Origin of the sequence: Thiocapsa sp. UBA6158 (assembly GCF_002423035.1) — a bacterium.
In the GTDB taxonomy this organism is placed as follows: domain Bacteria; phylum Pseudomonadota; class Gammaproteobacteria; order Chromatiales; family Chromatiaceae; genus Thiocapsa.
On record NZ_DIUM01000109.1, the window covers coordinates 36,443 to 50,453 of the forward strand.

Annotated in this window: 14 protein-coding genes and 1 pseudogene; 12 read left to right on the forward strand and 3 right to left on the reverse strand. The window is 65.0% G+C overall.

Going from position 1 to position 14,011, the window contains the following annotated elements; all coding sequences use genetic code 11:
* From B4N44_RS15065 to B4N44_RS15075, 3 genes and pseudogenes are all read right to left on the reverse strand, one after another.
* A pseudogene (locus B4N44_RS15065) lies at window positions 1-333 on the reverse strand (TCP-1/cpn60 chaperonin family protein); the annotation flags it as partial.
* Between the two features lie 128 nt (window positions 334-461).
* Window positions 462-752 (reverse strand): co-chaperone GroES, encoded by a 291-nt coding sequence (gene groES / locus B4N44_RS15070; protein WP_296702403.1) that lies wholly within the window; start codon window positions 750-752, stop codon window positions 462-464.
* Between the two features lie 143 nt (window positions 753-895).
* Window positions 896-1,321, reverse strand: a complete 426-nt coding sequence (locus B4N44_RS15075) for an FxsA family protein (RefSeq protein ID WP_296702407.1) — start codon at window positions 1,319-1,321, stop codon at window positions 896-898.
* Window positions 1,322-1,474: 153 nt separating this feature from the next.
* Here B4N44_RS15075 and cutA point away from each other — a divergent pair, with 153 nt between their 5' ends.
* The 12 genes from cutA (at window position 1,475) to purD (ending at window position 13,946) form a co-directional block, all read left to right on the forward strand.
* Window positions 1,475-1,804: a divalent-cation tolerance protein CutA gene (cutA, locus tag B4N44_RS15080; protein WP_296702448.1), complete on the forward strand. Its 330-nt coding sequence runs from the start codon at window positions 1,475-1,477 to the stop codon at window positions 1,802-1,804.
* Window positions 1,783-4,263, forward strand: a complete 2,481-nt coding sequence (locus B4N44_RS15085) for a protein-disulfide reductase DsbD (RefSeq protein ID WP_296702409.1) — start codon at window positions 1,783-1,785, stop codon at window positions 4,261-4,263. Before cutA ends, B4N44_RS15085 begins: the two co-directional genes overlap by 22 nt.
* The gene (locus B4N44_RS15090; RefSeq protein ID WP_296702412.1) at window positions 4,260-4,847 is read left to right on the forward strand and encodes a TlpA family protein disulfide reductase; all 588 of its coding nucleotides are present in this window, start codon (window positions 4,260-4,262) and stop codon (window positions 4,845-4,847) included. Before B4N44_RS15085 ends, B4N44_RS15090 begins: the two co-directional genes overlap by 4 nt.
* Window positions 4,848-4,955: 108 nt before the next feature.
* Entirely contained in the window at window positions 4,956-5,417 is a 462-nt protein-coding gene (aroQ, locus tag B4N44_RS15095) for a type II 3-dehydroquinate dehydratase (protein ID WP_296702415.1), read from the forward strand.
* Between the two features lie 2 nt (window positions 5,418-5,419).
* Window positions 5,420-5,875 carry an acetyl-CoA carboxylase biotin carboxyl carrier protein gene (gene accB, locus B4N44_RS15100; RefSeq protein ID WP_296702417.1) on the forward strand — a complete coding sequence of 152 codons (456 nt, stop codon included), beginning with the start codon at window positions 5,420-5,422 and terminating at the stop codon, window positions 5,873-5,875.
* A gap of 90 nt (window positions 5,876-5,965) precedes the next feature.
* Complete coding sequence (accC, locus tag B4N44_RS15105; RefSeq protein WP_296702451.1) at window positions 5,966-7,306, forward strand: acetyl-CoA carboxylase biotin carboxylase subunit; 1,341 nt, start codon at window positions 5,966-5,968, stop codon at window positions 7,304-7,306.
* Between the two features lie 297 nt (window positions 7,307-7,603).
* Entirely contained in the window at window positions 7,604-8,506 is a 903-nt protein-coding gene (gene prmA / locus B4N44_RS15110) for a 50S ribosomal protein L11 methyltransferase (RefSeq protein ID WP_296702421.1), read from the forward strand.
* Window positions 8,507-8,564: 58 nt separating this feature from the next.
* Window positions 8,565-9,563, forward strand: a complete 999-nt coding sequence (dusB, locus tag B4N44_RS15115; protein WP_296702423.1) for a tRNA dihydrouridine synthase DusB — start codon at window positions 8,565-8,567, stop codon at window positions 9,561-9,563.
* Window positions 9,560-9,868, forward strand: coding sequence for a helix-turn-helix domain-containing protein (locus tag B4N44_RS15120; RefSeq protein WP_296702427.1), 309 nt, complete (start codon window positions 9,560-9,562; stop codon window positions 9,866-9,868). Before dusB ends, B4N44_RS15120 begins: the two co-directional genes overlap by 4 nt.
* A gap of 61 nt (window positions 9,869-9,929) precedes the next feature.
* Complete coding sequence (purH, locus tag B4N44_RS15125) at window positions 9,930-11,489, forward strand: bifunctional phosphoribosylaminoimidazolecarboxamide formyltransferase/IMP cyclohydrolase (protein ID WP_296702430.1); 1,560 nt, start codon at window positions 9,930-9,932, stop codon at window positions 11,487-11,489.
* A gap of 185 nt (window positions 11,490-11,674) precedes the next feature.
* On the forward strand, window positions 11,675-12,454 hold the full coding sequence (gene lpxA / locus B4N44_RS15130) for an acyl-ACP--UDP-N-acetylglucosamine O-acyltransferase (protein ID WP_296702435.1): 780 nt from the start codon (window positions 11,675-11,677) through the stop codon (window positions 12,452-12,454).
* A gap of 202 nt (window positions 12,455-12,656) precedes the next feature.
* The gene (purD, locus tag B4N44_RS15135) at window positions 12,657-13,946 is read left to right on the forward strand and encodes a phosphoribosylamine--glycine ligase (RefSeq protein WP_296702438.1); all 1,290 of its coding nucleotides are present in this window, start codon (window positions 12,657-12,659) and stop codon (window positions 13,944-13,946) included.
* Window positions 13,947-14,011: the final 65 nt, after the last annotated feature.

The following is a 14,011-nucleotide window of genomic DNA, read 5'->3' on the forward strand; positions in this document are numbered from 1 at the left end:
CGCGCTTCAGGTCCATCGGGTTCATACCGGCAGCGACGGCTTTGAGGCCTTCGCGGACCATGGCCTGCGCCAAAACGGTCGCGGTGGTGGTGCCGTCGCCGGCGATGTCGGAGGTGTGGGAGGCCACTTCCTTCACCATCTGGGCGCCCATGTTCTCGAACTTGNNACGGACACGCCGTCCTTGGTGACGGTCGGGGCACCGAAGGACTTCTCCAGAACCACGTTGCGGCCCTTCGGACCCAGGGTCACCTTCACGGCGTTGGCGAGTATGTTGACACCCTCCATCATTCGGGCACGGGCTTCTCCGCCGAACTTGACGTCTTTTGCACTCATAGTGTTGATCCTTGATCCAATTCTTCGGGATTCGATACTTCAGTGGGTCGTCGACCGAGCCGATGCGGCTCGATCGCCAGGCGTACGGGTTGCTTGGATGCGGGCTTCCCCGGGGGAAGCGCTCGGCATCAGACCTCGATGACGCCCATGATGTCTTCTTCGCGCATCACCAGGAAATCGTTGCCGTCGAGCTTCACCTCGGTGCCGGAATACTTGCCGAACAGGACGCGGTCGCCGACCTTCACGTCCAGCGGACGGCTCTCGCCGCTGTCGAGGATCTTGCCCTTGCCCACGGCGATGATTTCGCCCTGGATCGGCTTCTCGGTGGCGGAGTCCGGGATCACGATACCGCCGGCGCTCGTGCGCTCTTCTTCCATGCGACGGACAACGACGCGGTCGTGCAGGGGACGAATCTTCATGTGGTGGTCTCCTCGTGCGATTGACGGGTTCGGAGCGCGTGTGAGCAGCCCGTTTCGGCCCGCTCTGTTAGCACTCATCTCAAACGAGTGCTAATAGTAGAGCCTTATCCTCGTCTGTCAAGCGCCGGAGGGTTCGACGGGCCTCAATCTTCGCGCCGGTAGTCGCCTTCGATGACCCTCGGACCCTCGGTACCTCCAGGGGGTGTGCCGGGCCGGACCGGGATCACGCGGACATAGCGCCCGACGATCCAATGCCGCAGGGGCGGGACGAGCAACAAAAACCCGATCGTGTCGGTCAGAAAGCCCGGAAGGAGCAGGAAGAGACCCGCAACGAGGAGCAGTGCGCCGTCCAGGACCTCCAAGGCCGGGACCTCGCCGCGCTCGGTCATCTCGCGCACCCGCATGAGAAGGCCGAAACCTTGGTGGCGGACCAGCCAGATCCCGACGATCGCGGTCAGGATGGCCAGGGCGATGGTCGAAAATGCCCCGATCTCGGAGCCGACCTGGATCATCACGTAGATTTCGATCATCGGAACGCCGATGACGATCAGCAGAAATAAAAAAGGCATGATAATGGTCTCCCGAAGTGGTCGGTCGGTCCGCGCTCGGTCGACCGAGATCCCTTAAACCGACAAACATTGTGGTAGAAGAAGGCTGACCCGTTGCAGGATAGTGGAACCCCGAACCCGATGAAACGCCATGAAACGCCGCCGACCCACAGCATGACGGCAGACCATCGCCTGATCTTCTGCACCTGTCCCGACGAGGCCACGGCCGGGCGGATCGCCGAGGCACTGGTCGAGGAGCATCTGGCCGCCTGCGCCAATCTGTTGCCGGGCATTACCTCGATTTATCGCTGGGAGGGCCGGATTCAGCGCGATCCCGAGGTCTTACTCATGATCAAGACGACGCGCGAGCGTGTTGCGACCTTGACCGAGCGCCTGCGCACATTGCATCCGTACGAGATTCCGGAAATCATCGCGGTCCCCGTCACCGAGGGACTCCCCGACTATCTGAGCTGGGTAACGACATGCACCGACCACAACAACTGAGCCCCGGGATCGGGGCCGCCGTCGAGCGGCGCCAAACCGCCATCGACGACACCGCCACCGAACAACAGGGTCCGGGACATCGGCCGTGGCGCGGGACATCCGCCGCGAGACGGCTTTTGGCCGCCGCCTTGACCTGGCTGCTCGTCGCCGGAGTGTTGCCGCTCGCGTCGGCGGAGGACGAGTTCCTGATGCCTGATCAGGCCTTCCGCATTTCGGGCGAGGCCGACGGCCCGGACGCCGTTCGGGTGCGCTGGCAGATCGCCGACGGTTATTACATGTATCAGAGCAAGTTCGGGTTCCAGGCGGATACCGTCGGGATCTCGACCGGCAGCCCGCGCATGCCCGCAGCCGAAACCAAGGAGGACGAGTTCTTCGGCAAGGTCCAGGTCTATCGCGGCAGCGTCGAGATCCGGGTGCCGGTCACGCGTGCGACCGGGTCGGGTCACTTTCTGACCCTCGAGGCCACCTCGCAGGGCTGCGCCGATGCGGGACTTTGCTACCCGCCGCACCGCCAGCGCCTGTTGCTCGAGCTGCCGGCGATGGCTGCCGCGACGCCGATCGCCGCCGAGACCGCGCCCGCCGCCGAGACCGCTTCCGCCGCCGAGACCCCGTCGCCGATTCAGCGCGAGCAGTCGTCGAAGGCTTTGGCGGGCTTAGGCCAATCGCTCGGCTTGGGTGCGGACGACGACATCCTCCCCGCCGAGGAGGCATTCCTCTTCTCGGCGAAGGTCGCGGGCCCGGACCAGATCCAGTTGACCTGGGACGTCGCCGAGGGGACCTATCTCTACAGCCACATGCTCGAGCTGGCGCTCGAGGATGGAAGCGAGGTCGCCATCGGGCCGTTCGAGCGGCCCGCCGGCGATATCAAGAAGGACTCGATCCTTCCCGACGGCAGCGTCGGCGATGTCGAGGTCTATCACGACCGGGTCGATCTCGCCCTGCCCCTGCTGCGCGGGTCGAGCGAGCCGACGGAGGTGACCCTGATCGCCAAGTATCAGGGTTGTGCCGAGATCGGTATCTGCTATCCGCCGCAGACCCAAAGGGTAACCCTGAGCCTGCCGGAGGCGCTGGTGACGGCGGCCCTGCCGACGGCCGCAGCCGCGACCACGACGGCCGACGCGCCGCCGGCAAATGCGCCATCGGATGCGGACGACACGGTCTCGGAGCAAGACCGGATCGCTTCCGTCCTCGCCAACAGCGGCGTCTGGGTGGTGATCGCGGCCTTCTTCGGGTTCGGACTCTTGCTCGCCTTCACGCCATGCGTCTTCCCCATGATCCCGATCCTCTCGGGCATCATCGCCGGACAGGGCCCGAACATCACCACGCGCAAGGCGTTCACGCTGTCGCTGGTCTATGTCCTGGCCATGGCCTTGACCTACACGGTCGTCGGCGTGCTGGCGGGGCTCTTCGGCGCGAATCTGCAGGCGGCCTTCCAGAACCCCTGGGTCCTGACCTCCTTCGCGTTGATCTTCGTGCTGCTCGCACTGTCGATGTTCGGCTTCTATGACCTGCAGCTGCCGTCGAGCTTCCAGTCCAAGCTCGCCGAGATCAGCAACAAGCAGGAGGGCGGCACACTGATCGGCGTGGCCATCATGGGTCTGCTCTCCGCGCTGATCGTCGGACCCTGCGTGGCTCCGCCGCTCTTCGGCGCGCTCATCTATATCAGCCAGACCGGGGACGCGGTGCTCGGCGGCATCGCCCTGTTCGCACTGAGCATGGGCATGGGCGTGCCGCTGATCGCCATCGGCACCTCGGCCGGCAAGCTGCTGCCGCGCGCCGGCGGCTGGATGGATGCGGTCAAGGCGGTGTTCGGCGTCGCCCTGCTCGGCGTGGCCATCTTCATGCTCGAGCGGATCTTGCCGCCGGCCCTCGCCATGCTGCTGTGGGGGCTGCTGCTGATCAGCTCGTCGGTTTACATGGGCGCGCTGACCCAGCTGCCGCAAGGTGCAAGCGGCTGGAGCAAGCTCTGGAAAGGGCTCGGCGTCTTCCTGCTCATCTACGGCGCGCTCATGCTGCTCGGTGCGGCGGCCGGCGGCAAGGACACGGTCCAACCGCTGCGCGGGCTCGCCGTGGGCGGCGGCGGCGCCGCTGCGGAGGCGGTCTTCACCCCCGTGAAGACGCTCGAGGACCTCGATCGCGAGGTCGCCAAGGCGGGGACGCTCGGCAAACCGGTCATGTTCGACTTCTATGCAGACTGGTGCGTGACCTGCAAAGAGCTGGAGCGCTATACCTTCAGCGACCCCGCGGTGATCGCCGAGATGGAGCGCTTCGTCCTGCTCAAGGCCGACGTGACGGCCAACGACGCGGATGATCAGGCACTGATGAAGCACTTCGGCATCATCGGACCGCCTGCCATCCTCTTCTTCGACGCCGCCGGGCAAGAACTCAAGAACTATCGCTTGGTCGGCTTCAAGCCCGCCGATGCCTTCGTCGAGCACCTGCGCCGGGCCGTGCCATGAGTGCGGTTCGGGTGGGGCTGGTCATTCTGCTCGCAGGCGGGATCAGCATCGGGGTTGCCGTCGTCGGCCAACGCTGGATCGAAGCGCCGAAACCCGAGGCGGGATTGTCGGTGCGCCAGTCCGCGCCCCTTCAGACCTTGCCCGACTTCGGCCTGACCGACCTTGCCGGACGTGAGGTGAGCAGCGAGGCGTGGGCCGGCAAGGTCGTGGTGATTAACTATTGGGCGAGCTGGTGCCCGCCCTGCGTGCGCGAGATGCCCCTCTTTATTCAGACCCAGGAGGCTCTCGGGGAGTCCGGCGTGCAGGTCGTCGGCATCGCCGTGGATCGCCTCGAAGACGTGGAGTCGTTCGTCGCCCAGTACCCGGTGAACTACCCCATCCTGATGGCCAACCCGGAGGCCGTCGCCCTCTCGAAGCGGCTCGGCAACCGGGTCGAAGGACTACCCTTCACGGTCATCTTCGACCGCCGCGGGCGCCGGGTCTTCAGCCGCACCGGCGAGGTCACGGCCGCCGAGCTCAAGGCCGAGCTCGGCGCGCTGATCAAGGCGGAGGACCGGCCGGCGCCCGACGAGGACGCGTCTTAGCTGGACAACATCGCGTAAAATCCGCACAATTCGCGCCGATTTGCTGCCGATCCCTAAAGTGACCGGCGGGTACACTGAGCCTCGGACGCGTTGGAGCACATTGACCGGATGGCGGCGATCCTGGTCCTGAACGGACCTAACCTCAATCTGCTCGGAACCCGCGAGCCGAAGCATTACGGCCGCACCACGCTGGCGGAGATCCACCAGGGCTTGGAGGATGCGGCACGGGCTCAAGGCTTCACGCTCGAGTGTATCCAGAGCAACGCCGAGCATGTTCTGATCGAGGCAGTCCACCGTGCCGCGCACGAGGGGGTTCGCTTCATCATCCTGAATCCCGCCGCCTTTACCCACACCAGCGTCGCCCTGCGCGATGCGCTGCTCGGGGTCGGGATTCCCTTTATCGAGGTGCACCTGTCCAACGTGCACGCCCGGGAGCCCTTTCGGGCCCACTCCTATTTCTCCGACATCGCCGTCGGGGTGATCAGCGGACTCGGGGCCGAGGGCTACTTTTCAGCATTGCGCGCCGCGGCCGGTCGGCTCGCGCCGGACCTTTCCAACGAGAACCACTGACCATGGATATCCGCAAGGTAAAGAAGCTGATCGAGCTGTTGGAGCAATCCGACGTCGCGGAGATCGAGATCCACGAGGGCGAGGAATCGGTGCGCATCAGCCGACACGGCAGCGGCGCCATGCCGATGTACATGCCTCAAGCGATGCCGATGGCCGTCGGCCCCGCGGCGGCTCCGGCGCCGGCCGCCAAAGCCTCCGACGAAGAGGATCTCGACGAGATGGAAGGCGAGGTCGTGCGCTCGCCCATGGTCGGCACCTTTTATCGTGCCCCCTCCCCGGGATCCAAGGCATTTGTCGAGGAGGGCCAGACGGTGAAGGCCGGCGAGACGCTCTGCATCATCGAGGCGATGAAGATCCTCAACCAGATCGAGTGCGAGCAAGGCGGAACGATCAGACGTATCCTGGTCGAGAACGGTCAGCCGGTGGAATACAACCAACCGCTGTTTGTCATTGAATAAGGGCGGAGGGCAGCGCCCCCGTCGTCAAGCGCCGGAGCACCCCCGATGCGCCGCGCCTCCTCCAGCAAAGACATCGCCACCATGCCTGCAATGATCGAGAAGGTCCTGATCGCCAACCGGGGCGAGATCGCGCTCCGGATCCTGCGCGCCTGTCGCGAGCTGGGCATCAAGACGGTCGCGGTGCACTCCGAAGCGGACCGCGACCTCAAGCATGTGCTGCTGGCCGACGAATCGGTCTGTATCGGTCCGGCCGCCTCGCTGCACAGCTATCTGAACGTGCCGGCCATTATCAGCGCGGCCGAGGTCACCGACACGGTCGCCATCCACCCCGGTTACGGCTTCCTCTCCGAGAATGCCGATTTCGCCGAGCGGGTCGAGCGCTCCGGCTTCATCTTCATCGGCCCGCGACCCGAAACCATCCGTTTGATGGGGGACAAGGTCTCGGCGATCGCCGCCATGAACAAGGCCGGCGTGCCCTGCGTGCCCGGCTCCGATGGCCCGCTCGACGACGACAAGAAACGCACCCTCGAGATGGCCCGAAAGATCGGCTATCCCGTCATCATCAAGGCCTCCGGCGGCGGGGGCGGCCGCGGCATGCGTGTCGTGCATTCCGAGGCGACCCTACTGAACGCCATCTCTCTGACCAAGGCGGAGGCCGCCGCGGCCTTCAACAACGATATGGTCTATATGGAGAAGTATCTGGAGAACCCGCGTCATATCGAGTTCCAGGTGCTTTCGGACCAGCACGGCAACGCCATCCATCTCGGCGAGCGCGACTGCTCCATGCAGCGCCGCCACCAGAAGGTCGTCGAGGAGGCCCCCGCGCCCGGCATTACCGAGGCACAACGGCGCGAGATCGGCGAGCGCTGTGCGGAGGCCTGTCGCACCATCGGCTATCGCGGCGCCGGTACCTTCGAGTTCCTCTACGAGGACGGCTGCTTCTATTTCATCGAGATGAACACGCGCGTGCAGGTCGAGCACCCGGTCACCGAGATGGTCACGGGCGTGGACATCGTCAAAGAGCAGATCCTGATCGCCGCCGGCGAGCCCCTACGCTACACGCAGGACGACATCGTGATCCGCGGACATGCCGTGGAGTGCCGTCTCAATGCCGAGGACTCCGAAACCTTCATGCCGAGCCCCGGCAAGATCACTGAGTTCCATGCCCCGGGCGGCCCCGGCGTGCGGCTGGAAACACACATCTATACCGGCTACACGGTCCCTCGCTATTACGACTCCATGATCGGCAAGCTGATCACCCACGGCGAGGATCGCGAGTCCGCAATTGCGCGGATGTGCAATGCGCTGCGCGAGACCGTGATCGACGGCATCAACACCAATATCAAGCTGCAGCGGTCGATCCTCAGGGACGGGGCCTTTCTGGCGGGTGGGGCGAATATCCACTATCTGGAAAAGAAGCTCGGCATGTGATGCTGAACCGCGTTTTGAGCGACATGCGATGTTCGAGGTCAGGCCGGCCTCGGCGCGATTTGATGCCTCGGCGAGACGCGGTTCAGGAATTTTAAGAACAATGAATGCTGAGGTGATTCCCGGGAAAGGATCGATCTGCGTGTCCTCCAAACATGTGCGGTCGGAATGCCTGTTTCCGGAAAATCACCTGAAAGAAAGACCCTTAATCACTTAGATCGCGTCGACTCCGACGCTTACGAACTGCTGCGAGATCGAGACCGAATGTACACTGCGCATCGTCTGCGGGACGCGATTTAATTGGCCTGGCTGCAACTTTCGATCGAGGTGGCGAAACCGGGCGCGGAGCGGATCGCCGCCTTCCTGGAGGACGCCGGCGCACTGTCCGTGACCCTCGCCGATGCGGCCGACGAGCCTCAGCTCGAGCCGGGGCCCGGGGAGACACCGCTCTGGTCGCAGGTCAAGGTCTCGGCGCTGTTCGATGCGGATCCGCAGAGCAAGGCGCTGGTCGGCCGTTTGTGCGAACAACTTGTTCGTGAGCCGGGCGCCGGATGCGTCGGCGAGCCCCGCGTCGAGCGGATCGCCGATCAGGTCTGGGAGCGTGTCTGGCTCGACACCTTCAAGCCGACCCGCTTCGGTCGGCGTCTCTGGGTCTGCCCGCACGGACAGGATCCGGACGATCCCGAGGCCATCGCCGAGGCCGTCGTGGTGGCGCTGGACCCGGGTCTGGCCTTCGGGACCGGGCATCATCCGACCACCGCACTCTGTTTGGCGTGGCTCGACGGGACCGACCTCGACGGCAAGACGGTCCTGGATTACGGCTGCGGCTCCGGGATATTGGCGATCGCGGCGCTGCGCCTGGGCGCTGCGCGCGCGATCGCCGTCGACCATGACCCGCAGGCCCTGGAGGCGACGCGGGACAACGCACTCGCCAATGGTGTCGCCGACCGGCTCGCCATCTATGGGCCGGACGAGGTGCCCGAGCTGAAGGTCGATGTGACCATCGCCAACATCCTGGCCGGGCCGCTGATCGCGTTGGCGCCAAGGCTCGTCGCGTCGCTGCGACCGGGCGGCGCGCTGGCCGTCTCGGGCGTGCTTGCCGAACAGGTCGATGCGGTCCGCATGGCCTATGCCGAACATGTTGCGCTTGCACCGACCCGACTGCGCGAGGATTGGGCGCTCATTTGCGGGACGCTGCGATAGGGGTGGCGATCCTCGTTGTTCAGGCAATCGGCAACTCCACGTCCGTCATGAGTCTTCCATGCACCGTGCATTCGCCATCGGCCCGCACCGATTCGAGAACAACCTGATCCTCGCGCCGATGGCCGGGATCAGCGATCGGCCGTTCCGTGCGCTCTGTCGGCGTCTGGGGGCGGGGCTTGCGGTCGCCGAGATGGTGTCGTCGAACACCGCGCTTTGGGGGACACGCAAATCGGTGCGGCGTCTGGACTACGCAGGCGAGGCCGGTCCGGTCTCGGCTCAGATCGTCGGCGCGGATCCGCTCGACATGGCCGAAGCGGCCCGGATCAATGTCGATCTGGGCGCCGACATCGTCGACATCAATATGGGTTGTCCGGCGAAGAAGGTCTGCAAGCGCACGGCGGGCTCCGCGCTTCTGCGCGACGAGGTTCTGGTCGGGCGAATCTTGGAATCGGTGGTCGCTGCGGTCCCCGTCCCGGTCACCCTGAAGATCCGCACCGGCTGGTCGCCCGAGACCCGCAATGCCGTGCGGATTGCGCAGATCGCGCAGGAGTCCGGGATCGCCGCCTTGACCGTTCACGGGCGCACGCGCGCCTGCAGTTACGGCGTGCCCGCCGAGTACGACACGATCCGTGCCATCCGCGCGGCAGTGATGATACCGCTCATCGCCAACGGCGACATCGCGAGCCCCGAACGGGCGAAACAGGTCCTGGACTGCACCGGCGCCGATGCTATCATGATCGGACGCGCGGCCCGGGGGCGTCCCTGGATCTTCCGCGACGTCGCGGCCTACCTGACCTCGGGCACCCTGCCGGTCGAGCCGCAAAGGCACTGGATCCATGCGCTCCTGAGCGAGCATCTCGATGCCTTGTATCGGTTTTACGGCCCCCATGCCGGCGTGCGGATCGCACGCAAACACATCTCCTGGTACTGCCGTCACTTACCGGGTGCAGCGGCCTTCAGAGACATCGTCAACGGGACACAAACCCCGGCGGAGCAGTTGTCGCGGGTCGCCGCGTTCTTCGAGCAATGCCCCGAAACGGAGAATCAAGCAGCATGAATTCAGTCGCCCTGGACAGCTTATCCGCACCGATCGCGACCGGGCTGCAGGTGGTGGACGCGGATCGCACCGACCCCTTGAGCAAATGTGTGCAGGATGCGCTGCGCTTCTATCTGGAGAACATGGCGGGCCATGATGTGGTCAACCTTTATGCCTTGGTGCTCGAGGAAGTGGAGCGCCCCATGTTCGAGACCGTTCTGGACCATACCAACGGCAACCTGAGCCACGCCGCAAAGATACTCGGCTTGACGCGCGCTACCCTGCGCAAACGACTCGTTGCTCACGGGATCGAGCGCGCGCGCTGAACCCGCGTCGCCGACGGCACCGCCCGTCCCTCCTCAGATCATCAGACCCGGATCGACCCACATGCCATCCATTCATCGCGCCCTGATCAGCGTGTCCGACAAGACCGGCTTGGCCACCTTTGCCCGCGACCTTGCCGCCAAAGGTGTCGAAATCCTCTCCACCGGCGGGACCGCCCGGCTCCTGACCGAGCAGGGTATCCCCGTTACGGAGGTTTCCGACTACACCGGCTTCCCCGAGATGATGGACGGTCGGGTCAAGACCCTGCACCCGCGCATCCACGGGGGCATCCTGGGACGGCGCGGCGTCGACGATCGGGTCATGCGCGAGAACGAGATCAAGCCGATCGACCTGGTCGTCGTGAATCTCTATCCCTTCGAGCAGACCGTGGCCGATCCCGCCTGCGATCTGGCGAGGGCCATCGAGAACATCGACATCGGCGGCCCGACCCTGCTGCGCGCCGCAGCCAAGAACCATGCGAGTGTGACCGTCGTCGTGGATTCGGCCGACTATCCGCGCATCGCCGCCCAGATCGCCGAGCACGGCGAGGTGAGCGAGGCCACACGCTTCGATCTGGCGGTCAAGGCATTCGAGCACACCGCCCGCTACGACGGCGCCATCGCCAACTATCTCGGTGCGCGGCTCGCGACCGATGTTCCCGGCGCCTTCCCGCGTACCCTGAGCCTGCAGCTCGGTCGCAAGCAATCCATGCGCTACGGCGAGAATCCGCATCAGAACGCGGCCTTCTATGTCGAGCACGGCGACTTGGAGACCAGCATCGCCACCGCCAGCCAGATCCAAGGCAAAGAGCTGTCCTACAACAATATCGCCGATACGGATGCGGCGCTCGAGTGCGTGAAACAGTTCTCCGAAGGCCCGGCCTGCGTCATCGTCAAGCACGCGAATCCTTGCGGCGTGGCCCTGGGCGCCAACCTGCTCGAGGCCTACGAGCGTGCCTACAGCACGGACCCGGAATCGGCCTTCGGCGGCATCATCGCCTTCAACGGCGAGCTGGACGGCGAGACGGCCCGAACCATCGTCGAGCGCCAGTTCATCGAGGTCATCATCGCGCCCCGCGTCACCGCCGAGGCCAGCGAGGTGGTTGCGGCCAAGAAGAACGTCCGCCTGCTCGAATGCGGCGACTGGGGCAGCGAGTTGGTCCATCGACTCGACTTCAAACGTGTCAACGGCGGACTCCTGGTCCAGGACGCGGATCTGCGCCTGACCGAGTCGCTGAAGACCGTCACCGAGCGCGCGCCGAGCGAGCAGGAGCTGGCCGATCTCCTCTTCGCCTGGCGGGTCGCCAAATTCGTCAAATCAAATGCCATCGTCTACGGCCGCAACGGCATGACCATCGGGGTCGGTGCGGGCCAGATGAGCCGGGTCAACTCCGCGCGCATCGCCGCCATCAAGGCCGAGCAGGCGGGCCTCACGGTGCCCGGCGCGGTCATGGCCTCGGATGCCTTCTTCCCCTTCCGCGACGGGATCGACCAGGCTGCGGCGGCCGGGATCACGGCCGTCATCCAGCCCGGTGGCTCCATGCGCGACGAGGAGACCATCGCCGCCGCCAACGAGCACGGGATCGCGATGGTCTTCACCGGCATGCGTCACTTCAGGCATTAAATCGCGTCCGGTCCGACAGGCACTGTTTTCGTTCCGGCGTGGCCTTGGAGCCACCAACCACGCCGGAGTCAACGCGATTTAAGTTTTTATTTTCGATTATTTGAACCGCGTCGACTCAGAGCTTTCATGACGCGCCGACCTCGATCGACGCCATCACCTCCTTGACTCACAGAGGACGCGGTTCAATGGGCATCCACCCGACGGCCATCATCGAAGACGGCGCCGAGCTGCATCCCTCGGTCAGTGTCGGCCCCTATTCGATCATCGAGTCCGGGGCCGTCATCGGCGAAGGCTGTCGGATCGAGTCCTGCGTGCGCATCTTCGGCGCGACGCGGATGGGGGCGCACAACCGGATCTGTCACGGGGCGACGCTCGGCTCGGAGCCTCAGGATCTCGGCTTCAAGCCGGAGCTGGCGCGGCCGCTCGTGATCGGCGATCACAATCACTTCAAGGAAGGGGTGAACATCAGCTGCGGCATCAAATCCGAGGCAGGGACCCGGATCGGCAGCCACAATTACTGGATGGCCTTCTCGCATGCGGGCCACGACTGCATCGTCGGCGATCACAACATCTTCGCCAATACGGCCACACTCGCCGGTCATTGCGAGGTGGCGGATCGGACCTTCCTCTCGGGGCAGGTCGCCGTGCATCAGTTCTGTCGAATCGGCGCCTATGCGATGGTCGCCGGGGTGACGGGTGTCGCGCAGGACGTGCCGCCGTTCGCCTTGGTCGACGGTCATCGGGCGCGTATCGTGGGCCTCAACGTGGTTGGCCTGCGCCGCGGCGGTTTCTCGCAGGAGCAGCGTGCGCGTATCAAGGCTGTTTATCGGCTGGTCTTCCGCTCCGGTCTGCGCTCGGGCGAGGTACTTGTCCGAGCCGAGCAGGAGTATCCGGGCCCGGAGACTCAGGCGATCGTCCAATTCATTCAGTCGAGCCGGCGCGGCGTCGTCTCGTTCCAAGCTTAAACCGCGTCCAGAGCGACATGCTGATGTTCGAGTGAGTTCGACGTTTGGTGCATCCACGACCCTTAGCGGGGACGCGGTTTAAAATGATTTTTTAGTCGTTTAAACCGCGCCGGCTCCAGCACTCGTCAAGTTTGCCGAGGCCGATCCCATCCAAAAGCATCGCATACCGCGCCGGGCGCGGTTTAAAGGTGAAGAGACAGGTATGAAGATCCTGATCGTCGGCAATGGCGGGCGTGAGCATGCCCTCGCGTGGAAGGCCGCACAATCGCCGCTGGCCGAACGCGTTTACGTCGCGCCCGGCAACGGCGGAACCGCGCACGAGCCCAAGGTGGAGAATCTGCCGATCGCCGCGGACGACGTTCCGGCATTGGTGCGCTTTGCGACCGAGCAGGCAATCGACCTGACCATCATCGGCCCGGAGGTACCGCTGGTTGCGGGCGTCGTCGATGCCTTCAAGGCGGCCGGTCTGCGCTGCTTCGGACCGACCCGAGACGCCGCGCAGCTCGAGGGCTCGAAGGCCTTCACCAAGGACTTCCTCGCGCACCACAGCATCCCGACGGCCTCCTATGGCGTCTTTACCGAGACCGAGCATGCGCTCGCCTATCTGCGTCGGGTCGGCGTGCCCATCGTGATCAAGGCCGACGGGCTCGCCGCGGGCAAGGGTGTCATCCTCGCCGAGGATCTCGCGACCGCCGAGGCGGCGGTGCAGGACATGCTCGGTGCCGGGCGCTTCGGCAGTGCGGGCAACCGCGTGGTCATCGAGGAGTTCCTGACCGGCGAGGAGGCGAGCTTCATCGTCATGGTCGACGGCGCGCACATCCTGCCGCTCGCCACCTCGCAGGATCACAAGGCCCGCGACGACGGCGATCGCGGACCCAACACCGGCGGCATGGGTGCCTATTCACCGGCGCCGATCGTGACCCCTGAAATCCACGATCGCGTGATGCGCGAGGTGATCGAGCCGACGGTCGCCGGGCTCGCTGCCGAGGGTATCCATTATGTCGGTTTCCTCTATGCGGGGCTCATGATTGACGCCGATGGGACGCCCAAGGTGCTCGAGTACAACTGCCGGCTCGGCGACCCGGAGACCCAACCGCTCTTGATGCGTCTGGAATCCGACTTGGTCGAGCTTTGCCTCGCCGCGATCGAAGGTCGTCTCGATCAGATCACGGCCGTCTGGGATCCGCGACCTGCGCTGGGCGTGGTCATGGCGGCCGGCGGTTATCCGGAAAGCTACGAGACCGGCCACCCGATCCGCGGGCTGGACGCCGCGCTGCCCTCGGACGTCAAGGTCTTTCAGGCCGGCACAAAGGCGGATGGAGCGGAGATCTTGACCAACGGCGGCCGTGTCCTCTGTGTCACTGCACTCGGCGACAGCGTCTCGGCCGCCCAGTCTCTGGCCTATCAGACCGTCGAAAAGATCCGTTGGGAGGGCTGCCAGTTCCGGCGCGACATCGGTTATCGGGCGATTGACCGCGAGCGGTCACGCTGAAGGGTGCCGGCGCGCCGCGCCCGGCCGATGTCGGAATCGGTCAGCCTAAAAAGAGCAGTTACACC